At 71.0% G+C, this 21,316-nt stretch carries 23 protein-coding genes; 11 read left to right on the top strand and 12 right to left on the bottom strand.

Annotation, left to right across the window (positions count from 1 at the left end):
- Positions 1-160 precede the first annotated feature (160 nt).
- Entirely contained in the window at positions 161-679 is a 519-nt protein-coding gene (locus ACFUJ1_RS03305) for an NUDIX domain-containing protein (protein ID WP_378641959.1), read from the top strand.
- A 27-nt stretch (positions 680-706) separates the two neighbouring features.
- Here the strand turns inward: ACFUJ1_RS03305 and ACFUJ1_RS03300 are convergent, their stop codons facing one another.
- Both ACFUJ1_RS03300 and ACFUJ1_RS03295 read right to left on the bottom strand, forming a co-directional pair.
- Positions 707-1,921: an acyl-CoA dehydrogenase family protein gene (locus tag ACFUJ1_RS03300; protein WP_378641957.1), complete on the bottom strand. Its 1,215-nt coding sequence runs from the start codon at positions 1,919-1,921 to the stop codon at positions 707-709.
- The gene (locus ACFUJ1_RS03295; protein ID WP_378641955.1) at positions 1,918-2,853 is read right to left on the bottom strand and encodes a hypothetical protein; all 936 of its coding nucleotides are present in this window, start codon (positions 2,851-2,853) and stop codon (positions 1,918-1,920) included. The genes ACFUJ1_RS03300 and ACFUJ1_RS03295 overlap by 4 nt, the downstream gene beginning before the upstream one ends.
- Before the next feature lie 67 nt (positions 2,854-2,920).
- On the opposite strand from ACFUJ1_RS03295, the gene ACFUJ1_RS03290 reads away from it, so the two are divergent.
- A complete protein-coding gene (locus ACFUJ1_RS03290; protein WP_378641953.1) occupies positions 2,921-4,297 on the top strand; it encodes a helix-turn-helix domain-containing protein in 1,377 nt (458 codons plus the stop codon).
- Positions 4,298-4,304: 7 nt separating this feature from the next.
- On the opposite strand, the gene ACFUJ1_RS03285 is transcribed toward ACFUJ1_RS03290, so the two are convergent.
- A complete protein-coding gene (locus ACFUJ1_RS03285) occupies positions 4,305-4,808 on the bottom strand; it encodes a winged helix-turn-helix transcriptional regulator (protein ID WP_378641951.1) in 504 nt (167 codons plus the stop codon).
- A gap of 91 nt (positions 4,809-4,899) precedes the next feature.
- Between ACFUJ1_RS03285 and ACFUJ1_RS03280 the strand changes: the two genes are divergently transcribed.
- Positions 4,900-6,069 carry a thiolase family protein gene (locus tag ACFUJ1_RS03280; RefSeq protein ID WP_378641950.1) on the top strand — a complete coding sequence of 390 codons (1,170 nt, stop codon included), beginning with the start codon at positions 4,900-4,902 and terminating at the stop codon, positions 6,067-6,069.
- Positions 6,070-6,072: 3 nt separating this feature from the next.
- Here the strand turns inward: ACFUJ1_RS03280 and ACFUJ1_RS03275 are convergent, their stop codons facing one another.
- Genes ACFUJ1_RS03275 through ACFUJ1_RS03265 form a run of 3 tightly spaced genes read right to left on the bottom strand, consistent with a single transcriptional unit; the run spans position 6,073 to position 7,365 of the window.
- The gene (locus ACFUJ1_RS03275) at positions 6,073-6,447 is read right to left on the bottom strand and encodes a hypothetical protein (protein ID WP_378613398.1); all 375 of its coding nucleotides are present in this window, start codon (positions 6,445-6,447) and stop codon (positions 6,073-6,075) included.
- A 55-nt stretch (positions 6,448-6,502) separates the two neighbouring features.
- On the bottom strand, positions 6,503-6,904 hold the full coding sequence (locus ACFUJ1_RS03270) for a hypothetical protein (RefSeq protein WP_378641949.1): 402 nt from the start codon (positions 6,902-6,904) through the stop codon (positions 6,503-6,505).
- 53 nt (positions 6,905-6,957) lie between these two features.
- The gene (locus ACFUJ1_RS03265) at positions 6,958-7,365 is read right to left on the bottom strand and encodes a hypothetical protein (RefSeq protein WP_378641947.1); all 408 of its coding nucleotides are present in this window, start codon (positions 7,363-7,365) and stop codon (positions 6,958-6,960) included.
- 91 nt (positions 7,366-7,456) lie between these two features.
- Here ACFUJ1_RS03265 and ACFUJ1_RS03260 point away from each other — a divergent pair, with 91 nt between their 5' ends.
- Positions 7,457-8,407, top strand: a complete 951-nt coding sequence (locus ACFUJ1_RS03260) for an o-succinylbenzoate synthase (RefSeq protein ID WP_378641945.1) — start codon at positions 7,457-7,459, stop codon at positions 8,405-8,407.
- Positions 8,408-8,526: 119 nt separating this feature from the next.
- Here the strand turns inward: ACFUJ1_RS03260 and ACFUJ1_RS03255 are convergent, their stop codons facing one another.
- On the bottom strand, positions 8,527-9,027 hold the full coding sequence (locus tag ACFUJ1_RS03255; RefSeq protein ID WP_378641943.1) for a TIGR04338 family metallohydrolase: 501 nt from the start codon (positions 9,025-9,027) through the stop codon (positions 8,527-8,529).
- Positions 9,024-9,863 (bottom strand): DUF2786 domain-containing protein, encoded by an 840-nt coding sequence (locus ACFUJ1_RS03250; RefSeq protein ID WP_378641941.1) that lies wholly within the window; start codon positions 9,861-9,863, stop codon positions 9,024-9,026. Before ACFUJ1_RS03250 ends, ACFUJ1_RS03255 begins: the two co-directional genes overlap by 4 nt.
- Positions 9,864-9,989: 126 nt before the next feature.
- Between ACFUJ1_RS03250 and ACFUJ1_RS03245 the strand changes: the two genes are divergently transcribed.
- The 6 genes from ACFUJ1_RS03245 to ACFUJ1_RS03220 all read left to right on the top strand — a co-directional run bounded on the left by ACFUJ1_RS03245 (position 9,990) and on the right by ACFUJ1_RS03220 (position 16,704).
- A complete protein-coding gene (locus ACFUJ1_RS03245; RefSeq protein ID WP_233015256.1) occupies positions 9,990-11,291 on the top strand; it encodes an ABC transporter substrate-binding protein in 1,302 nt (433 codons plus the stop codon).
- Between the two features lie 47 nt (positions 11,292-11,338).
- Positions 11,339-12,358, top strand: a complete 1,020-nt coding sequence (locus ACFUJ1_RS03240; RefSeq protein WP_378641938.1) for a carbohydrate ABC transporter permease — start codon at positions 11,339-11,341, stop codon at positions 12,356-12,358.
- Complete coding sequence (locus tag ACFUJ1_RS03235) at positions 12,355-13,254, top strand: carbohydrate ABC transporter permease (protein ID WP_378641937.1); 900 nt, start codon at positions 12,355-12,357, stop codon at positions 13,252-13,254. The genes ACFUJ1_RS03240 and ACFUJ1_RS03235 overlap by 4 nt, the downstream gene beginning before the upstream one ends.
- Before the next feature lie 96 nt (positions 13,255-13,350).
- Positions 13,351-15,525, top strand: coding sequence for a transglycosylase domain-containing protein (locus tag ACFUJ1_RS03230; RefSeq protein ID WP_378641935.1), 2,175 nt, complete (start codon positions 13,351-13,353; stop codon positions 15,523-15,525).
- Positions 15,526-15,810: 285 nt separating this feature from the next.
- Positions 15,811-16,269, top strand: coding sequence for a GyrI-like domain-containing protein (locus ACFUJ1_RS03225; protein ID WP_233015259.1), 459 nt, complete (start codon positions 15,811-15,813; stop codon positions 16,267-16,269).
- A 3-nt stretch (positions 16,270-16,272) separates the two neighbouring features.
- Positions 16,273-16,704 (top strand): GyrI-like domain-containing protein, encoded by a 432-nt coding sequence (locus ACFUJ1_RS03220; RefSeq protein WP_378641933.1) that lies wholly within the window; start codon positions 16,273-16,275, stop codon positions 16,702-16,704.
- A gap of 63 nt (positions 16,705-16,767) precedes the next feature.
- On the opposite strand, the gene ACFUJ1_RS03215 is transcribed toward ACFUJ1_RS03220, so the two are convergent.
- From ACFUJ1_RS03215 to ACFUJ1_RS03200, 4 genes are all read right to left on the bottom strand, one after another.
- On the bottom strand, positions 16,768-17,868 hold the full coding sequence (locus ACFUJ1_RS03215; protein WP_378641931.1) for an inositol-3-phosphate synthase: 1,101 nt from the start codon (positions 17,866-17,868) through the stop codon (positions 16,768-16,770).
- The gene (locus tag ACFUJ1_RS03210) at positions 17,861-18,418 is read right to left on the bottom strand and encodes a PadR family transcriptional regulator (RefSeq protein WP_378613410.1); all 558 of its coding nucleotides are present in this window, start codon (positions 18,416-18,418) and stop codon (positions 17,861-17,863) included. The genes ACFUJ1_RS03215 and ACFUJ1_RS03210 overlap by 8 nt, the downstream gene beginning before the upstream one ends.
- A 114-nt stretch (positions 18,419-18,532) precedes the next feature.
- Complete coding sequence (locus ACFUJ1_RS03205) at positions 18,533-19,324, bottom strand: DUF1707 domain-containing protein (protein ID WP_378641929.1); 792 nt, start codon at positions 19,322-19,324, stop codon at positions 18,533-18,535.
- A gap of 14 nt (positions 19,325-19,338) precedes the next feature.
- Positions 19,339-20,424 carry a DUF1707 domain-containing protein gene (locus ACFUJ1_RS03200; protein WP_378642930.1) on the bottom strand — a complete coding sequence of 362 codons (1,086 nt, stop codon included), beginning with the start codon at positions 20,422-20,424 and terminating at the stop codon, positions 19,339-19,341.
- A gap of 156 nt (positions 20,425-20,580) precedes the next feature.
- Between ACFUJ1_RS03200 and ACFUJ1_RS03195 the strand changes: the two genes are divergently transcribed.
- The gene (locus ACFUJ1_RS03195; RefSeq protein WP_233021063.1) at positions 20,581-21,000 is read left to right on the top strand and encodes a DUF5318 family protein; all 420 of its coding nucleotides are present in this window, start codon (positions 20,581-20,583) and stop codon (positions 20,998-21,000) included.
- The last annotated feature ends 316 nt before the right edge of the window (positions 21,001-21,316 follow it).

Raw genomic sequence — 21,316 nt, 5'->3', positions numbered from 1 at the left:
TCAAGCATTTCCGCAGCCGAGTGAGCGGCCGTCGCGCAACGGCGGCCGCTCACTCGGAAAGGACGGCGAGCGCATGCCCCTGCCCCGACCGGAGACCTGGCGGTCGAGCCCGGAGCACACGTCACCAACCCCGCGAATTCACGAGGCTAGGGTGGCGCGGGTGAACACAGCATCGAGTTCGGAAGCGGGCACGAATGGGGTGCTGCCGGTGCAGCAGTACGTGGCCGGGTTGGCACGCAAGCGGATGGCTGCGGGAATGTTGTTCCGCGACGAGCTCAGCCGGGTAATCCTCGTGGAAACGACCTACAAACCGAATTGGGAAATACCGGGCGGTGCTGTCGAAGCCGACGAGTCGCCGTGGGAGGCGGTGCGCCGTGAGCTACGCGAGGAGATCGGCTGGGACCGGCCAGTGGGCCGGCTGCTGATGGTGGACTACGTTCGCCCGCAGGACAATCGGCCTGAGGGGGTGGTGTTTGTCTTCGACGGCGGCGTGCTCACCGACACCGACGTTGCCGACATGGTCACGCACCCCGGAGAGATCCGCTCGGTCGGGTTCTACACCCTCGCCGAAGCCGCGGCACGGGTGAAACCGCTGTTGGCCGATCGGCTGGCGATGGCGCTCGAGGCGGTGCACGAGGGAGCAACGGTGCTCTGCGAGCAGGGGCGACGTATCGGTTGACCGGTTCGTCGCCCCCGGGCGGTGTGATCAGGCCGAGAGCGGCGACCGCTGCGATGCGGGTTGTCGACTCGACGTCACGGTATCGGCGTGCGCGATGTGCTGTCTGCCCGCGGCACGGTAGAGGCTGTCGTGGATACCGTCGGCGTAGATCAGCCCGCCGAGATCGCGCCGGATCTTGATCAAGGGACTGTCGGCGCGAAACCCGGCCGCACCGACCAGCGGCATCAGGTCGGCGGCGACCCGGTTCGCCAGATCGGTGCCGTTGGCCTTCGTCCCCGCCGACCATCGCTCGGCACGGGGGTGACCGGATTCGGCGAGAGCGGCGGCGGCTGCCGCACCGAGCAGGGCACTGGTCAGTTGGGCGTGGGCTCGTCCGACCGGCAGCAACGCGGTGTCGCGCAGCCGTGCCACACCACCGGTGGCATGCCGGTCGGCCAAGGCCGCGGTGACCGAGTCGAACAGTGCGGCCGCGCCGCCGACCGCCGTCGCGGTCACCAGCGGCCGGTACCCCGCGAAATGGCGGCGCAGCAGCGTCATCCCCTTCCCACGCAATACGTCGTCGGGCCGTACCGGAACGCTGTCGAGGTCCAGGATTCCCCAGTCCCAGCCCGCGAGCCCGGCCGGTGCGATGAGCCGACGGTGCAGACCCGGTTCCCCGGCGTCGACCGCAGCGGCCGCCAAACCGCCGTCGGGGTCGCGGAGGAACACCACGAACACCGCGGCCTCGCTCAACCGGCTGATCCAGTTCTTACTGCCGGTCACGTGCCAGGTGCCGTCCGGTGTGCTGACCGCACGGGTCCTGGTGGCGGCCGGATTCGATCCGCCGGTGGCTTCGGTGATCGCGATCCCCGCCAGTTCACCGGCGAGCAGACGCGGAATCCAATGCCTGCGCAGCGCCGAACCGCCGTAGCGCGCGACGAGCGCACCATGGCCGAGACCGGTGCAGTCGCGGAGGTCGATATCCCGGTATCCGCATACGAATTGGGCCAGCACGGCGAACAGTGCTGGCTGCCCATCGGTGTCGAGCAGGCCGTGATTTGCCAATTCGATCCGGATCGCGCGCAACTGCTCACCGGGCCGACGACCGATCTCGGCGGCGATCGGATAGGTCTCGGCGGCCCCATCGATGGCGGCGGCGAGTGCGGCCAGCCGCGGCCAGTCGAGACGGCTCGCGGGATCGATCAGGGGCCGCAGGGGCTCCAGCCATGTGCCGATGGCGTCGCTCGAGCTGATCGCGGTCATCGGCTCGCCCGCCCGTGTATGCGGGCGGGGTGACCGTAAGCCAGCGCACCGGGCGGGATATCGCGGGTGACCAGCGATCCCGCGCCGACCAACGCTCGCGCGCCGATCGTGACACCACCGAGGATCACCGATCCGGTGCCGACCTTGGCGGCGGTCTCGAAACGCGGCGCGACCAGAATTGGTTCACGGTGCGGGTCACGCCAGGTCAGAGTCTTGTCATTGATCGTGCGCACCCCCGCGCCGAGGAACACCCCGTCGGCCAGGTGCGTGGAACTGGTGATGTGCGAGCCCGGCGAGCACCGCACCCCGCGCCCGATCCAGGTGCCGCGCTCCACACACAGGTGATGGCCGAGCAGGGTTTCCGCGCCGACCCGAACACCGGTGCGCAACACCGACTGATGCCCGACCACCGTCGACGCGTCCACCTCGACATCGGCGTAGACGACGGCACCGGAACGGATCACGCTGCCGGCACCGAGCAGGGTCGCCGCACCCATGCCGGGATGAATTCGGCCGACCGCGTACCCGTGCTCGGGTTTGCCGATCACCGCATGCTCCTCGATCAGGGTGTATTCGGCGAGTGCGACACCGCCGTGCACTATCGCGAACGGGGAGATCACCGCCGCCCGACCCACCACGATCGGGCGCAGCACACCAAGGTGGTCGGCAGGCATGAATACCGCGAACCTGCTGATCCGAGCGGTGGGTTCGGCGTGCAGCAGACCGGCACGGTCGAGCTCGGTCACGGTCATCTCCGAGCTGGCCATCGGGGCGTATGGGATCGGCAATCCCGAGGCGGTGTGGCTGGTCATGGTCCCTCCTGCGCCGCGGCGGGACGGGTGGGCTGCCACGGCAACTATCAGGAGACGACGAATCCCTGCTCGGCGACCACGGGCTTTGCGGCACCGGGAAAGCTGTTGCGAGATCCGCAAAGCCGCTGGCGCAGTGCGTGGTGTGGTCGATATCGTCGAAGCCCGGTCCGAGTAAGGAAACACGGCGATGGACCCTGACCGCGCGATCTGGGATACCCACGCGGTGCGTGCTGCCGTGGCCCGCGGCGACTCCGGCGCGGTCGTGCGAGCGGTTCGCCGCGCCAGCAACCTCACCCTTGCCGAGCTGGCCGCCCGCAGCAACTACTCCATCTCGACACTGTCCCGGCTCGAACGCGGCAAACAGTCGATGCGCGACACGCGTGTGCTGCGCAGCCTCGCCGCAGCCCTGCGTATTCCGCCGGAACTACTCGGAGTGGCCGACCCGCCGATACTTCCCACGCGTCCCCTTCGGCCCACGGCTATCGTCGGGCTCACCCCAGGCCCGGACGAGGAGACCGAACCCATGCGCCGTCGTACGCTGCTGACCGGCCTGGCCGGCACCGTCACCACCCTCGGCGTCACGCCCTCCTCTCGCGCAGCACAGCCGACCGACCCACTGCACGAGCTCGAACGCGCGCTCCTTGCTGTGCCCGCCGTCGGCGTCCCCGTTCAGCTCCGGCGGCTGGAACAGCAGGTCACGGCCGCCAAGTCGCTGTTCGACCAGGGCCGCTACACCGCACTCGCCACTGGTCTGCCCCGATTGCTGTCCACCGCGACCGCGACCTGCGCGAGCGGCGCCACCACCGACGACATCGCCGTAGCGAGCGCTCTCCTCGCTCGCGCCTATGTGCTCACTGCCAAACTCAGCGTCGAATTCAGCCACGACCAACTCGCCTGGACCGCCGCCGACCGCGCGATGCAGGCTGCCCATACGGTCGATGACCCCCTCATCCGAGCCCAGGCTCGTCGATCGTGGGCGATCGTGCTGCGCCGCACCGGACACAGCAACGCCGCCGCACAACTGATTGTCGACACCGCGGCGTCGCTCCAGCCGCAACCACACCGAGACGCCGATGAACTCGCCATGTTCGCGGCGCTACTGTCGACCGCCGCCTACACCGCCGCCACCGAGGGCGACCGCGACGGCGCGCGGACGCTCATCGGCGAAGCGGCGCATGCCGCCACCCGGAACAAGCACGACCACCCCGGCCAGGCCGTCGGATTCGGGACCGACTCCGTCGCGCTCTATCAGGTCAGCATCGCCAGAGTCCTCGGCGACGCCGGAACCGCCATCGACACCGCACGGCGAATCGACCCCGCTTCGATTCGGTCGGCCGAAACTCGCGCCCGCTACTGGTCCGACATTGCGCGTGCTTTCCACCAATGGGGCAAATTCGAGCAGTGCTACCACGCGCTGCGCGCCGCCGAACAAGCCGCTCCCGACGAAGTTCACTACCGCAAACCGATCCAGAGAATTACCTCCGACCTCCTCCACAAACCGCACATCGCAGCTCTGCCCGGCCTGCGATCCTTCGCCGAGCGCACCGGCACCCGCGCGCTGTGAGAGACCGCTAGCGGCGCTTCCGGACGAACTCCTCGTTCAACCGGACGCCCAGCCCCTCCAACCCGACCTCGGCCCCGGACTCACTCCGCACTTCGACCCGCACCGCCTCCCCGGTCGCCTCCTCGACCAGCAGCAACGGTGCGGGCCCATCCTGCAGATACCTGTCCCCCCACTGCATGAGCGCGAGCACGACGGGCAGCAGATCCCGCCCCATCGGGGTGAGCACGTACTCGTGCCTGGTGCGCTGCCCCTCCTCCCGGTACGGCTCCTTGGCGAGCAACCCGGCGGCGGTCAGTTTGCGCAGCTGCGCGGCTGCGGCGGCGTCGGTGATGCCGACCCGCGCGGCGAACCCGTCGAAGCGGGTGGTGCCGTAGTACGCCTCGCGCATGATCAGGATCGCCGAGCGGGTGCCGACGAGCTCGAGTGCCTTGGCGATCGAGCACTCGGTCGGCCGCCAGGCGGCGAGATCGGCGAGGGGTCCTTCCATCACGGCTGCCATGGCGCACATCATACCCTCGCTGACTTGACTCGACTAATGCCAGAGCGGAGACTTGGCTATGTCGAGGTAGAGCCAGACGGCTCCCCGGACGGAAGGAAGCACGATGCGAGACGCAGTCATCGTCGAAGCGGTCCGCACTCCGATCGGCAAGGGCAAGCCGACGGGCGCGCTGCACGGGGTACACCCGGTCGATCTGCTCGCCCACTCGCTGCGCGAGGTAGTGCACCGGGCCGGGATCGATCCGGCCCTGGTGGACGACGTCATCGGCGGCGTGGTGACGCAGTCCGGCGAGCAGAGCGTGAACCTCACCCGCAGGGCGGTGCTCGCGGCAGGCTTCCCGGAGTCGGTGCCTGCCACCACCGTCGACCGGCAGTGCGGCAGCAGCCAGCAGGCGGTGCACTTCGCGGCGCAGGGCGTGATCTCCGGCGCCTACGACGTGGTGATCGCGGCCGGGGTGGAGTCCATGAGCCGGGTGCCGATGGGGTCGAGCGTGCTCGGCGCCGCCGACATCCTCGGCACCGGCTTCGCCGAGCGCTACCCGGAGGGGCTGGTCGGGCAGGGCATCAGCGCCGAGCTGATCGCCGCGCGCTGGGGGCTGAGCCGGACCCGGCTGGACGAGTTCGCGCTGGCCAGCCACGAGAAGGCGGCGCTCGCCACCAAGAACGGCGCCTTCGCGGCCGAGCTCGCGCCGCTCGCCGGGCTCGCCACCGACGAGGGCATCCGCACCGGGAGCAGCCTGGAGCTGCTCGGCGGGCTGCGCCCGGCCTACTACGACGAGGCGATCGCGGCCCGCTTCCCGGAGATCGGCTGGAACATCACCGCGGCCAACGCCAGCCAGATCAACGACGGCAGCGCGGCGGTGCTCATCATGAGCGGCGCGAAGGCCGCCGAGCTCGGGCTCACCCCGCTGGCCCGGCTGCACAGCTTCGCCGTCGTCGGCGACGATCCGCTGCTGATGCTCACCGCCGTCATCCCGGCCACCCGCAAGGTGCTGAGCCGGGCCGGGCTGGAGCTGGCCGACATCGACCTGGTCGAGATCAACGAGGCGTTCGCCGCGGTCGCGCTGGCCTGGGCCGACGACACCGGGGCCGATCTGGCCAAGGTGAACGTCAACGGCGGCGCCATCGCGCTCGGGCACCCGCTCGGCGCGTCGGGCGCCCGGCTCACCACCACGCTGGTGCACGCACTGCGCGAGCGCGGCGGGCGGTACGGGCTGCAGACCATGTGCGAGGCGGGCGGGCTCGCCAACGCCATGATCATCGAAACCCTGTAGTAATCACCGCAGTTCGCTGAGGGCGAGTGCGAATACCAGGCCGAGCAGCCAGGCCTCGACGATCACCGGGACGGCGACCGCGGGGCCCCAGCCGATCGGCCTGCCGTACCGCACTCGCTCCCACACGTGGGACACCGCGACAACCGCCCCGAACACCAGCCCGCCCCAGGCGATCAGCGCGGCGGGCCACACCTCGCCGAGGCCGTCCCCGCGCTCGTCGGCGAAGAGCCCGTAGAGCGGGACCAGCGCGACGGCGAGCCCGGCGACCAGCAGCGCGAACAGCGCGCCCGCGACCGTGCGCAGCAGGTCGAGCGGCGAGGCGGGGCGAGGGTCGCGCCACTCCGGGCGCCGGGAGGCGAAATCGAACCACCGAGCCATGTCTCCCCCTTCACCACCTCCAGCGTGCCGCCGGAATGCCCGCCGCGCAGCCGGATCAGCTCAGCCCGCCGGAAACGATGGCGATCCCGATGCCGAAACCGGCAACGACGAGCGCCAGCGAGAGCACACCCCAGACCCACATGGGCCAGCGCTGCCAGGCGGCGATCGGGAGCATCACGGCGCCGACCAGGACGCCGAGCCCGGCGCCGCCCCAGGAGACGATCATGCCGGTGCCGATGTAATCGCAGTCCCGGCCGAGGGTGCACGCGTCGGCGGCGAAGGCGAAGAAGAAGGTGGCGAAGACCGAGCAGACCGCGAGGAGGAAGGCGAGGGCGTAGAGCACGATGGCGATCGCGGTGTCGGCCGCGTTCAACGGGCGCCGGCCCGGCGGGGGCGGCGGGGGCGGCTGGCCGTAGTCGAACCGCGGTTCGTGCGGAGCTGGGTAGGCGGTGGTCATGGGAAGATCCTCGCAGGTGAGGGTGCTCGAGGGGAGATAAGCGACGTGCCGGGTCACGCCGAGATCCCCGCCGAGACGATGCTGTAGCCGATGAGGAAACCGCCGATGACGAGGATCAGCGGGACGACGCCCCAGATCCAGAGCGGCCAGCGGCGCCAGGCGGCGATCGGGAGCATGACCGCGCCGGTGACGACCGCGAGCGCGGCGCCGCCCCAGGAGGCACCCATCCCCGAGCCGACGTAGTCGCAGCTCTTGCCGCCGTAGCTGCAGGAATCGGCGGCGAAGGCGAAGAAGACGGTCGCGTAGGCGGAGCACGCCGCCAGCACGAGCGCGACGGAGTACAGCACGATGCCGAGCGTCACGTCGAGCGGGTTCAGCTCCTTCTTCGCGGGCGGCGGGGGCGGACCGGGCGGCGGGGGCGGCATGGCGCCGTACCGCGGGTCGGGGTAGGCGGTCGTCATGCATCGATATTCGGCGCGGACCGGGCTGCCGGGTACCGGGAAACTACTCGAGTGCGTCCGGGGGTTTCCGGCGCTGCGGCAGAATTCCGGCATGCTGGTTTACGCGATCCCGCTGCGCACCCGCTTCCGCGGCATCACCGTGCGCGAGGGCGTACTGCTGGAGGGCCCGTGCGGCTGGGGCGAGTTCTGCCCGTTCCCGGAGTACGACGACCGCGAGGCGGCGAACTGGCTGGCCACCGCGCTGGAGCAGGCGAACGGCTGGTGGCCCGAGCCGGTGCGCACGCGGATTGCGGTGAACTGCATCGTGCCCGCCGTCGACCCGGAGCGGGCGCGCCGCATCGTCGCCGAATCCGGCTGCGGCACCGCCAAGGTGAAGGTCGCCGACCACCCGGACTCGCTCGCGGAGGACATCGCCCGGGTCGAGGCGGTGCGGGACGCGCTCGGGCCGGGCGGCGCGGTGCGGATCGACGCGAACGCGGTGTGGGACGTCGACACCGCGGTCACCCGGATCCGGGCGCTGGACCGGGCCGCGGGCGGGCTGGAGTACGCGGAGCAGCCGTGCCGCACGATCGAGGAGCTGGCCGCGGTGCGCCGCCGGGTCGGGGTGCCGATCGCGGCCGACGAATCCATCCGGCGCGCGGAGGATCCGCTGCGGGTCGCGGTGGCGGGGGCCGCCGATATCGCGGTGATCAAGTGCACGCCGCTGGGCGGGGTGCACCGGGCGCTGCGGGTGGCCGCGGCGGCCGGGCTGCCGTGCGTGGTGTCCTCGGCGCTGGAGACCGGAGTCGGGCTCGGCGCGCAGCTGGCGCTGGCCGGGGCGCTGCCGGAGCTGACGCACGCCTGCGGGCTCGGCACCGGGGCGCTCTTCACCGGCGACGTGCTTGCCGAGCCGGTGCTGCCGGTGGACGGGTTCCTCGCGGTGCCCACCGCGCCGCCGGTGCCGGATCCGGAGCTGCTGGAGCGCTACCGGCACCCGGACCCGGAGCGCACCCGGTGGTGGCTGGAACGGGTGGAGCGGGTGCGCGCGCTGGTCAAGGGGTAGGCCGATCCGGCGGATACCGGACAGTTACGGACAGATCGGTCACCGGCTCCGGCCGAGCCGGGCGCTGTCCCGCCGGACCGCGCGAATCCGGCTGGGCCGAGCAGCGCGGGGAGGCTCGCTCACCCGATCCTGGCGCCGGTGCCCAGCAGCGCCGAGCGCAGCAGCAGCGCCGCCTCGGGCCCGACGACGCCGTCGAGCAGCGCCAGATAGCGGGCGCAGAAGGCGGGGCCGTGCGCGGGCTCGGCGGAGTCCGGCGCCAGGTGGTGCGCCAGCTCGTGCAGCACCACCAGTTCGCGCAGTGCCCACACCCGCCCCACCGGCACCGCGAGCACCGCGCCATCGGGTTCGTAGTGCGCCGCGCCTGCCCCGCGCCTGGCCCGCACCCGCACCGGGACGGCCGCCCGCGGCCACTCCGCGCGCACCCAGTTCAACGCCAGCACCCGCTCGACGTACCCGGCCACCGACTCCACCGACCCGAACCGCCGCTCCACCGGCAGCGTGAGCCGCGACCCGAAGACCTCGACGGTGCGATTGCCGAATTCGTCGGCCCGCTCGAACGCTCCCCGCACGAGCTGCTCCGCGTCGTAGACGGCGGCGCGCTGGCTGTCGCGCGGGGTCACGGCGCGGGCAGCTCGCCGCGCGGGGCGCCCAGCTCGGGTGCGGTGCCGAGCCGCGCCGCCCGGCCCGCGCGGTCACCGGCCCGGCGCGCGTCCGCGGACGGGGTGAGCGAGGCCGCCGCACCGCGCCAGGTGCCCCGCGCCTCGGAGGTCATGCGGTAGAAGTCGGTGAGCTCGAGTTCCTTCTCGCGCAGTGCGATCGCGGTGCCGGGCGCGCCCGCCTCGGCAGGCGCATCGGCCTCCCGCAGCACCTCGGCCTTGACCTCGGCGAGCCGCTTGCCGACCCGGGCCGCGAACGCCGCCTGGAAGTTCAGCCGGGCGGTGACCGGGGCGACCGGCGCGGCGACCCGGCGGCGCACGGTGCGCCCGAACCGCCGCTCCACCACCACCTTCTCGACGGTGGCCGAGCGGTAGCCGCCGGACTTGATGTACTGGTCGCTCGCCCGCACCATCTGCACCAGCAGGCTGCTGTAGAGCGCCTCGCAGACGTCGATGTCACCGGCGAAGCCGTAGGCGTAGACCTGGGTGGATGTCCGCGCGACATCGCAGCGCACATCGTTGGCCGCGGCGATCGCGACGAACAGTTGAACGTACGTGCGCAGACCTTTCCGGCCCGGCTCGCCGATCGGAATCACCCGCTGGATCGGCGCGGCGCGGCGCTGCCTGCCCGCCACGTGCGCCCGCGCCACCGCAAGGTCGATCGCCGAGCGGGTGGCCAGCCGCTGCGCGGCGGCCAGGAACGCCTCGGCCTCGTGCTCGTTGTCGGTGGACTCGGCCTGGCGCAGCAGCCCGCCGATCCGGGTGAGCATCCGGTCCGGGACCGCGTTCGGCGAAGTCATCCCGGCCAGCCTAGCGAGTGGGCCGAAGGGGGAACGCGCTCCAGCGCTTCCGATGAACACCATGTATCTTGCCTTGTGCGTCGGCTGATGTGCCGCCGCTCACGTCTCGACCCGGGAGTGTTCGTGATGGCTTTGCCGCAGGTGTCGTCCCTCCGTTCGTCGCTGGTGCCGCGGGCGTCGCTGGCGATCGCCGCCGCGGCGCTGCTCACGGCGACCTTCGCGTCGGCCTGCTCCAGTGGTGACGGTGGCAACCCGACGTCGGAGAATCTCGACGGCCGCGGCCCGATCACCTACGTGGAGGGCAAGGACACCACCGAGACCGGGGTGGTGAAGCAGATCATCGAGCGCTGGAACGCCACCCACCCGAACGAGCAGGTGACGTTCAAGGAGCAGTCCAACGACGCCAACCAGCAGTACGACGACCTGGTCGAGCACATGCGCTCGAAGCAGTCCGGGTACGACGTCGTCGCGCTCGACGTCCCGTGGACCGCGGAGTTCGCGGCCAAGGGCTGGATCCAGCCGCTGAAGGACACCTTCGCGATCGACACCGCCGCGCTGCTCTCGCCGACGGTCGCGAGCGCCACCTACAACGGCACGCTCTACGCGGCGCCGCGGAACACCAACGGCGGCCTGCTCTTCTACCGCAAGGACCTGGTGCCGACCCCGCCGCGCACCTGGACCGAGATGCTCGCCCAGTGCCAGGTGGCGCGGGACAACAACATCGGCTGCTACGCGGGCCAGCTGGCCCCCTACGAGGGCCTCACGGTGAACACCGCCGAGGTGATCAACGCCTACGGCGGCACCTTCGTCGGCCCGGACGGCAAGACCCCGACGGTGGACAGCCCGCAGGCCCGCACCGGCCTGAACACGCTGGTCGACGCCTACAAGAAGGGCGACATCCCGCGCGAGGCGATCACCTTCAAGGAGCCGGAGAGCGGCAACGCCTTCGCCAACGGCAACCTGCTCTTCCTGCGCAACTGGCCGTACTTCTTCGGTGAGGCGGGCGGCGACGCGTCGCAGGTCAAGGAGAAGTTCGGGGTGGCCCCGCTGCCCGGCGAGAACGGCGTCGGCGCCTCCACGCTCGGCGGCTACAACGCCGCGATCAGCGCCTTCTCCAAGAACAAGGCGACCTCGCTCGACTTCCTCCGCTTCCTGATCTCGGAGGAGGCGCAGCAGATCGTCGCCTCCGGCGCGCTGCCCTCGGTGCGCGCGTCGATGTACGACGACCCGGCCCTGATCGCGCAGATGCCGTACCTGCCCGCGCTCAAGGAGTCGATCGCGAGCGCGGTGCCGCGCCCGGTCACCCCGTTCTACTCCGCCGTGTCGAAGGCCGTGCAGGACAACGCCTACGCCGCGCTGAACGGCACCAAGTCGGTGGACGACGCGATCATCGGCATGCAGAAGGGCATCGAGACCGCCGGTAACTGACCGGCTCGAGCACGCCCGGCGTAGAGACCACCCGTAGGAGAGAGAACGTGTCGGATCCTTCGGGAACGGCCACCCTGGTCGAGGAAAAGCCATCCGGGGAACGCGAACCCGGCTTCGGCGCGGCGCTGGCCACCGAGTGGCGCAAGTCCCGCCGGGCCTGGCTGTTCGTGCTCCCGGTGCTGACCGCGCTCACGGTGGTCATCGGCTACCCGGTGTTCCGGGCGCTCTGGATGTCCTTCCAGAAGGACCCGGGGCTGGACAAGGCCACCGGCATGTTCGTCGAGGGCGGCGGCGCCGGCTTCACGAACTACACGCACTGGCTGCTGCAGCAGTGCCAGGCCGCGGGCGGGCTGGTGCCGTGCCCGACCGGAACGCTCGGCTCGCAGTTCTGGATGGCGGTCGGCGTCACGCTCTTCTTCACCGTGGTCACCGTCTCGCTGGAGGTGGTGCTCGGCCTGGCGATGGCCGTGGTGATGGGCAAGACCTTCCGCGGCCGGGCGCTGCTGCGCGCCGCGGTGCTCATCCCGTGGGCCATCCCGACCGCCGTCACCGCGCGGCTCTGGGAGTTCATGTTCCAGTACGACGGCGTGGTGAACCGGCTCCTCGGCACCGAGATCCTCTGGACCTCGGACGCCTGGCCCGCCCGCTTCGCGGTGATCGCGGCCGACGTCTGGAAGACAACGCCGTTCATGGCGCTGCTGCTGCTCGCCGGGCTGCAGGTGATCCCGGCCGACGTGTACGAGGCGGCCAAGGTGGACGGCGCATCGGCCTGGCAGCGCTTCGTGCACATCACGCTGCCGCTGCTCAAGCCCGCACTGCTGGTCGCGGTGCTCTTCCGCACCATGGACGCGCTGCGGATGTTCGACCTGCCCGCGATCATGACGCTGGGCAACCCGGCCACCAAGACCCTCTCGATCCTGGTGGTCGAGCAGGTGCGGCAGGGGCCGAACAGCGCGGCCGCGCTCTCGACGATCACCTTCCTGATGATCTTCGCGGTAGCCTTCGTGCTGGTGAAGGTCCTCGGCGCGAACGCGGTCCGCACGCAGGAGGAGCAGCGCAAGGCATGAGCACCGCCATCGACACCGGAAAGCCCGAAGCCACCCGCACCACGGTGCCGAACAAGCAGCCGTGGTCCAAACGGCTCGGCACCGTCCGGCTCTACCTCGGCGCGCTGATCGTGCTGCTCTGGGGGCTCGCGCCGTTCTACTGGATGACGGTGACCGCCTTCCGCGATCCCGCCTACCAGTTCGAGAACACCCCGTGGCCGACGCACGTGACGCTGGAGAACTTCCGCAACGCGTTCGACACCACCCGCGGCAACGACTTCGGCAAGGCGCTGCTGAACAGCGTCATCATCGGGTTCGCGACGACGGTGGTGGCGCTGGTCATCGGCATCCTGGCGGCGTACGCGCTGGCCCGGATCCAGTTCCGGGGCAAGTACATCGTCTCCGGGCTGATCCTGAGCGCCTCCATGTTCCCGGTGGTCGTGCTGGTGACCCCGCTGTTCCAGCTGTTCAGCGACATCGGCTGGATCGGGCAGTACCAGGCGCTGATCATCCCGAACATCTCGTTCGTGCTGCCGATGACGGTGTACATCCTCGCCTCGTTCTTCGCCGAGCTGCCCTGGGAGCTGGAGGAGGCCGCGCGGATCGACGGCGCCAGCAAGCTGCAGGCCTTCCGGCTGGTGATGCTGCCGCTGGCGGCGCCCGCGGTCTTCACCACCGCGATCCTCGCCTTCATCGCGGCGGTCAACGAGTACCTGCTGGCCCGGCTGCTCTCCAACAGCGCCACCGAGCCGGTGACCGTCGCCATCGCGCGCTTCTCCGGCAACGACCCGCTGGTGCAGCCGTACGCGGCGATCATGGCGGCGGGCACCATCGTCACGGTGCCGCTGGTGATCATGGTGCTGCTGTTCCAGCGCCGGATCATCTCCGGACTCACCGCGGGCGGCGTCAAGAGCTGATCCGGCCGTCGCCACCGGGTAAAGTCGGGGGACGTCACCGCGGGTTCGCGGGAAGCCGCACCGGGAGTTCGCCGCCGCTTTCGGAAGGAGAGGCTCGTGAGCTCGTCCGAAGAGCCCCCCGCACCCCGGAGAACGCCGCAGCCCGTCTACGACGAGACCGCGCACTGGAAGCCGCTGCCCGGCGCCGCGCTTCGCGGGAGCACACCGCCCGGCGCGCCGGTCCGGCCGCGGCGCACCCGCGGCCAGCGGCTGCGCAGGCTGCTGCTGGCGCTCACCGTCGTCTTCGTCGCGGTGCCCGCGCTGCTCTTCGTGCTGGTCTACTGGAGCGCCGAGATCCCGAGCCCGGAGAACGCGCAGGGCGCCCGGATCGCCACCGTGCTCGCCGCCGACGGCAGCACCGTGCTCACCACCGTGGTGCCGCCGAACGGCAACCGCACGCCGACGCCGCTCGCCGACGTCCCGGTGCCGGTGCGCCAGGCCGTGCTCGCCGCCGAGGACCGCGACTTCTACAGCAACCCCGGCTACTCGACCAGCGGCTTCCTGCGCGCCGTCCGGGACAACCTGCTCGGCCACGACAACGCGGGCGGCGGCTCCACCATCACCCAGCAGTACGTGAAGAACGCCTTCCTCGGCCACGACCGCACCGTCACCAGGAAGCTGCGGGAGCTGGTGATCGCCGCCAAGATGGCGCGGCAGTGGAGCAAGGACGACATCCTCGCCGCCTACCTGAACACCATCTACTACGGCCGCGGCGCGTACGGGATCGCGGCCGCCGCCACCAACTACTTCGGCAAGCCGGTGCCCGAGCTGACCACGGCCGAGGGCGCGGTGCTCGCCGCCGTCATCCGCTCGCCATCGATCCTGACCCCGGAGACGCACCTGCCGCAGCTGCGCGACCGCTGGCGCTACGTGCTCGACGGCATGGTCGAGCTCGGCACGCTCACCGCCGCCGAGCGCGACGCCACCACCTTCCCGAACATCATCCCGGTCACCGACATCCCGGACACGAGCACCGCGCTCGGCCCCGAGGGGCTGCTGCGCACCCAGGTGCTGCGCGAACTCGCCGACTCCGGCATCGACGAGCAGCAGCTGAACACCGGCGCGCTACAGATCACCACCACCATCGACGCTCGCGCGCAGCAGGCCGCGCTGGACGCCGTCACGAGCAGGCTCGGCCCGCAGCCGCCGCAGCTGCGCGGCGCCGTCGTCTCCGTCGACCCGCGCTCCGGCGCGGTGCGCGCGTACTACGGCGGCGCCGACGGCACCGGCTACGACTTCGCCGCCGCCCCGCTGCAGACCGGCTCGGCCTTCAAGGTCTTCGCCGCCATCGCCGCGCAGCAGCAGGCGATCCCGCTCACCCGGACCTTCGACAGCGGCCCGGTCACCGACCGGGACGTCACCATCACCAACGTCGGCGGCGAGAGCTGCGGCAAGTGCAGCCTCGCCGAGGCGCTGAAGCGTTCGCTCAACACCGTCTACTACCGGCTCACCATGTCCATGTCGGACGGGCCCGGCTCGATCGCCGACGCCGCACACCTGGCAGGCATCCCGGCGGAGCTGCCCGGCGTCGGGAAGACGCTCACCGAGAACGGCGCCGCGCCCTACAACGGCATCGTGCTCGGCCAGTACCTGGTGCGCCCGATCGACATGGCCTCCGCCTACGCCACCCTCGCCGCGGGCGGCGTCTACCACCCGCCCTACTTCGTGCAGCGGGTGGTGACCGGCGGCGGCGAGGTCCTGCTCGACCGCGGCGACCCCGGCCGCGGCGAACAGCGCATCTCCCGCGCCATCGCCGACAACACCGTCCGCGCCATGCTCCCGGTCGCCGGCTACTCCAACAACCACGGGCTCGCAGGCAGCAGGCCGTCCGCCGCCAAGACCGGCACCACCCAGCTCGGCGAGACCGCGGCCAACAAGGACGCCTGGATGATCGGATTCACCCCCGCGCTCGCCACCGCCGTCTGGATCGGCACCGACCTGCCGCAGCCGCTGCGCACCGTCCGCGGCGGCGACATCTACGGCTCCGGGCTGCCCGCCGACATCTGGAAGGACACCATGGACGGCGCGCTCGACGGCACCCCCGTCGACCAGTTCCCCGCCGCCGCCGCACCACCGCAACCCACCGCCCCCGGCGGCGGATTCGGCATCTTCGGGCCGGAGACCGGCACCGCGCCGAGCCCGGCGCCCGCGGAACCCTTCATCGTGATCCCGCCCGCCACCTCCGGCCCGGCCCGGCCCGGCGAGCTCTTCCCCGGTCTCAGCGGCCGCTGAACGTGTTGCTGCCAAGATCACGGTTACGCCTACCCGGTCCCCGCGGAACCACGGACGTGGCAGCATCGTTGGCCAGAGTGAGAGCTAACCGGAGTGAGAGCGACGCATGGGCCGGACCTCGGTGGTCCCGGCCGGTCGGCACCGCGCCGACCTGCGACGAAACCGCACGAAGGGCTCGAGCCGCGAACGACGCGCCGGGCGCGGGGCCGACAGCGTCGCCGGGCGGGCGATGCGGGAGGATAGCGCTCGAGCGACGACGAAAGACGAGACATAGGGGCTACGCCGGTGGATTTCAATGTCGTTGACCGTCCCGAGACGCTGGTGGCGGGAACAGTACTTCGCAGCCCGGCGCTCGCGGTCGAGGGACCGCGGCGGGCGAAGGTCGAAGAGGCGTGGAAGCGCAACCTCGCCCGCAGGCTGCCCGGGCCGCCGACCACGGCCTACGTCGACCACGCCCCGGAGATCAACTCGTACCTCACGCACATCGTCGGCTACCGCTGCCGTGGACTGGACGACCTGCAGGCCGGTGACGTGCTCGCCCGAGTGCCCGCCGGACGCTTCGCCCGCTTCACCGCGAGCGGCGACAACCTCGGCGACACCATCGTCTCCATCTGGCGCACGGTGTGGGACGCCGAGGCCGCGGGCAAACTGGTGCGCTCCTACACCGGCGATGTCGAGCAGTACCCCGACGCCCGCACCGTCGAGGTGTTCGTGGCGCTGGCCGACGAACACGGGAACAGGTAGGACATGGCTGTGGACTTCGAACTCGTCACCCTGGACGAAATCCTGGTCGCGGGGTTGACGGTGCCGCTGACCGGACGGGAGGTCGCTGCCCGCGACCTCGACCTGGTGAACTTCACGTGGGATCGGTATCTGGCGCGGGAGAAGACCGTGAGCCGGGCCGCCGCCTACATCGGGCAGAACGATCACGCGGTCGCGGTGCTCGGATACGAGGTGTCGGGGCTGGACGATCTCGACCCCGGCGACGTGCTGACGCGGATTCCGCAGGGGCGCTACGCGCGCTTCGTCGTCTCGGACAAGCCGTACGACCTGCTGCGAACCGCGTGGGCGCAGGTGGCGAAAGCCGAGGCGGCCGGAACCATCACGCGCTCGCACACCGCGGAGCTGGAGCGATACACGGGACCGACCTCGGTCGAGGTGTACGTGTCGCTGGACTGAAGACTCGCGCCGTGCGTGGCCGGTCGGCCGCGCACGGCGCGTTGTCTCCGCGGGTGTGCCTGGTTACTCGGCCCCGATGATGAAGGCTTCCAGCTGGGTGCGGGCGATATCGTCCGCGAGCTGCTTCGGGGGGGACTTCATGAGGTAGGCGCTGGCCGGGATGACCGGACCGCCGATGCCGCGGTCCTTCGCGATCTTGGCGGCGCGGACGGCGTCGATGATGATGCCCGCCGAGTTCGGCGAGTCCCAGACCTCGAGCTTGTACTCCAGGCTCAGCGGGACGTCGCCGAAGGCGCGCCCCTCGAGGCGGACGTAGGCCCACTTGCGGTCGTCGAGCCAGCCGACGTGGTCGGACGGGCCGATGTGCACGTCGTTGGCGCCGAGCTCCTTCTTCAGGTTGCTGGTGACGGCCTGGGTCTTGGAGATCTTCTTCGACTCCAGCCGCTCCCGCTCCAGCATGTTCTTGAAGTCCATGTTGCCGCCGACGTTCAGCTGCATGGTGCGGTCCAGCTGCACACCGCGATCCTCGAAGAGCTTCGCCATGACGCGGTGCGTGATGGTGGCGCCGACCTGGCTCTTGATGTCGTCACCGACGATCGGGACGCCCGCGTCGACGAACTTCTGCGCCCACACCGGGTCGGAGGCGATGAAGACCGGCAGCGCGTTGACGAAGGCGACGCCCGCGTCGATCGCGCACTGCGCGTAGAACTTGTCCGCCTCCTCCGACCCCACCGGCAGGTAGGAGACGAGCACGTCGGCCTTCGAGTCCTTCAGCGCCTTGACGACGTCCACCGGCTCGCTCTCGGAGAGCTCGATGGTCTCGGCGTAGTACTTGCCGATGCCGTCCAGGGTCGGGCCGCGCTGCACCGTGATGTCGGTCGGCGGCACATCGGAGATCTTGATCGTGTTGTTCTCGCTGGCGAAGATCGCCTCGGCCAGGTCGAACCCGACCTTCTTGGCGTCCACGTCGAACGCGGCGACGAACTTGACGTCGCGCACGTGGTAGGGACCGAACCTGACGTGCATCAGCCCGGGCACGGTCGCGTTCTCGTCCGCGTCCTGGTAGTACCGCACGCCCTGGACCAGCGACGAGGCGCAGTTGCCCACACCCACGATGGCGACGCGTACTTCGGTGGCGTTGTCAGCCTTGTCGATGTCACTCATGGCCGATATTTCCCTCTTTCTGTGGTGCCGCCTTCGTCGATTGCTCTGCGGCAATCAACTCGTTGAGCCAGCGCACTTCACGCTCGCTCGATTCCAGTCCGAGCTGATGGAGCTGCCGGGTGTAGCGATCGAGTGAGCCGCTCGCCTTCTTGATGGCCTCCCGGAGTCCTTCTCGGCGCTCCTCGACCTGGCGCCGCCTGCCCTCCAGAATCCGCATCCGCGCCGCGGCGGGGGTGCGGCTGAAGAAGGCGAGGTGCACGCCGAAGCCGTCATCGGTGTAGTTCTGCGGCCCCGTGTCGGCGAGCAGTTCGGTGAACCGTTCCCGCCCGTCCGGAGTCAGGTGGTAGACGCGCCGCGCCCGCCGCATCGTCGCGCCGGTGACGCTCTCCTCCGCGATCAACCCGTCCGTCTGCATTCGCCGCAGGGTGGGATAGAGCGACCCGTAGGAGAACGCGCGGAACGGCCCGAGCAGGCCGGTGAGCCGCTTGCGCAGCTCGTAGCCGTGCATGGGTGCGTCCAGGAGCAGCCCGAGGATTGCCAACTCGAGCATCGGGCCTCACCCCCTGACTTGTCGACAGATCTAACCGATGGATGCGACTTACCACTATATCGGGCCGATATAACATCGCACGCGGAAGGGCTACGTTGTCGGTAGAATCACAGGTCAGGAGGGTTTGCTGATCACCAGCGGCTCGCCGCCGAGCGTGGTCTCCAGGTAGCCGGCGCGGTTGTCCGCGCCGCGCACGTAGATCCGGACGATCGGGGGGTCCTCGTCGCGCGCACCCGCCTCGCGCTGGACGATGATGTGGCTGACCGTGCCGTCCGGCAGCCCGAGCGTCCGCGGCGCGCCCGCAAGCAACCCGGCCAGCTTCGGCAGGTCGAGCTCGGCGAGGTCGAGGGTCGGCTCGTCCGGCTTGCGGCCGTCGCTCGCGGTGTACCGGCCGAAGCCGCCGTCGTAGTGGTAGTCGGCGGTGCTCTGCGGGCTGCCCGGCAGCACCCGGTCCACCAGCACGTACTCCGGGTAGAAGGTGGCCTCGTCGACCACGGTCTCGCCGAACTCGGCGCGGTACTCGGCGAGGAAGTAGCCGATGCCAGGCCCGCTGGTGAGGATCGGCACCTGCTCCGCCGGGCCGCCCGGGCCGTCGCAGCTGCTCAGCAACCCGGCCAGCAAACCGAGTGCGGCGGCGCAGGCCAGCACCGCGACCGGCGCCTGCCAGCGGCGCGGGGTGCGCCGGTCGACCCGGACGATCGGGGCGTCCACCAGGTTCGCCGGGATCTGCAGGTCGGCCACCAGCGCGTCCAGCTGGTCGAAGGATTTCGCGCGCATGGCCGTCGCGGTCCGCGCGGCGTGCTCGGCGGTGCTGAGCTGGCCGTCGGCCAGCGCGGCGTCCAGCACCGAGCAGGCATCCACCCGGTCGCGGTCCCGCGCCCGTACGCCGTCGGTTCGCTGCGCCATCCGCTCGCTCCTGTTCAATTCTTGAAGGGCCAGACGTTGGCGACCCGCCCCGTCTGATCCAGCAGCAACCGGCCGGACTCGGAGAACTCGTTGGTCACCGAGAGGTCGACCCCGGTCACGCCGTGCGGCAGGCCGTACCTGGCGTAGGAGTCGGTGTTGACCGGCTCGACGCTCAGATGCGAGACCGTGCCGTCGCGCACGTTCGCGGCGGCGGGGGCGGCGGCAAGCGCGGCGCCGATGCCCTTCGCGTCGAGCACGCCGAGATCGACCACCGGGGTCTCCACCTTGCGCGTCGTGACGTCCCGGTCCTGCTCGAAGCCGCCGCGATAGGTGTAGTGCACCAGGCGATTCGGCTGCCCGGGGAGGGCGCGCGCGATGCTCGCGTGCTCCGGGAAGAGGTCGACCTCGTCGGCCTGCAGGTCGCCGAACTTCTCCCGGTAGCGGCGCAGGAATTCGGTGAGCCCCTCCGCGGTGACGAGCGAAGGCGTCGCGATCACGACGGGCTCGACCGCGCCGAGTTCGGCGACTCCCGGGTAGGCCACCGGCGGTACCGCGACCTCGTCGCGGTGCGTTATCAGGAACCCGCCCACGGTGGCGGCCAGCGCGAGCACGGTCACCAGCGCGATCCGCAGCCTGCCGCGGTAGCTGGGCGGCTGCCGCGGCGCAGGCCCGGTGCCGGTGACCCGCTGCAGGTCGGCGACGAGTTCGGCGAGGTCGTCCAGCGAGCGGGCGGCGGCGAGCAGCTCGATCCGCTCGGCATGCTCGGCGTCGGCGAGCTGGCCCTCGCCGTGCGCGGTGTCGAGCACGGCGCGGGTGCGCTCGCGGTCGTCGTTCCGCGCGCGGGTGCGGCCGGGGTAGTGGCCTGCGCCGCCCTGCAGCGGGCGCCACGCGGTACCCGCCCGCACCCCATCGGTGGCCGCCCTGACCCTGGCCGCGGGCAGCTGCAGATCGTCGACCAGCGCGCGCAGCTCGCCGATCGTCTTCGCGGCGGCGACCTGCGCGGCCCGGTCGTGGTACTCGTCGCCGCCGAGCTGCCCCTCCGCGTAGGCGGCATCCAGGAGCCCGGATGCGTTCACGCGATCGAGGTCACGCGCTCGCATGCGGCCGGATGCGGCGGTTGACACAGCAGAATCCTAGAATGCCGCGGCCGGAAACGCGCCTGTTGGCGGTGGATTGCCGCCCGGGGCACCGCGCCCGCGCCGGGGCGGGGGCTTCCCCGCACCGCTACTCTGGGTGGCGTGCGAATTCAGCGGCAGGTGGTCGACTACGCCCTCCGGCGTAAGTCGCTGCTCGCCGACGTCTACGCGGGGCGGGTCGCCGTCGCCGAGGTCTGCGACGCCAATCCGTACCTCCTGCGGGCCGCGAAGTTCCACGGCCGGGGGAGCGAGGTCACCTGCCCCATCTGCCGGAAAGAGCAGCTGACGCTCGTATCCTGGGTCTACGGTGACGGGCTCGGGCAGACGGCGGGGTCGGCCAGAACGCCAGAGGAGCTGGCCAGGCTGGCCGACACCAAGGAGGAGTTCTCGGTGCACGTGGTCGAGGTCTGCCGCTCGTGCCACTGGAACCACCTGGTGCAGTCGTACGTCCTCGGCACGGATCCGGCGCCGCGGCGCGGCCGGTCCGGCGGGAATCGCGAGAACCGGCCCGGCTCCGGCCGGCGCAGCGCGGCCGAATGAGCCGCGCACCGGCTCTCCCGCGCAGGCAGCGGAGGAGCCGTGACACCGCCGAGCGGTGAACCCGACGCCATGAGCGTGCACAGATACGAGCAACGGAGATTTTGTCAGTGAATTCGCCCTACGAGCGTTCCCCCTACGGCGAAGAACCGCACGGCGGCCGTACGCAGCGCGCTTCACAGCAAGATTTCCAGTCGAGGCCGCAGCCGCAGCGCCCCGGCGGCCCGCCGCCCGGCGCGGGCCGCCCGCTGCCGCAGGACGGCAGGCCGATGCCGCCGCGCCAGGGCGCGCCCGGCCAGCGCCCGCCGCAGCGGCAGGG

The sequence above is a fragment of the Nocardia sp. NPDC057227 genome (assembly GCF_042669725.1).
Lineage (GTDB): Bacteria > Actinomycetota > Actinomycetes > Mycobacteriales > Mycobacteriaceae > Nocardia > Nocardia asteroides_A.
The sequence above is the reverse complement of the archived record's forward strand: the minus strand, read 5'-3'. Positions and strand labels throughout refer to the sequence as shown.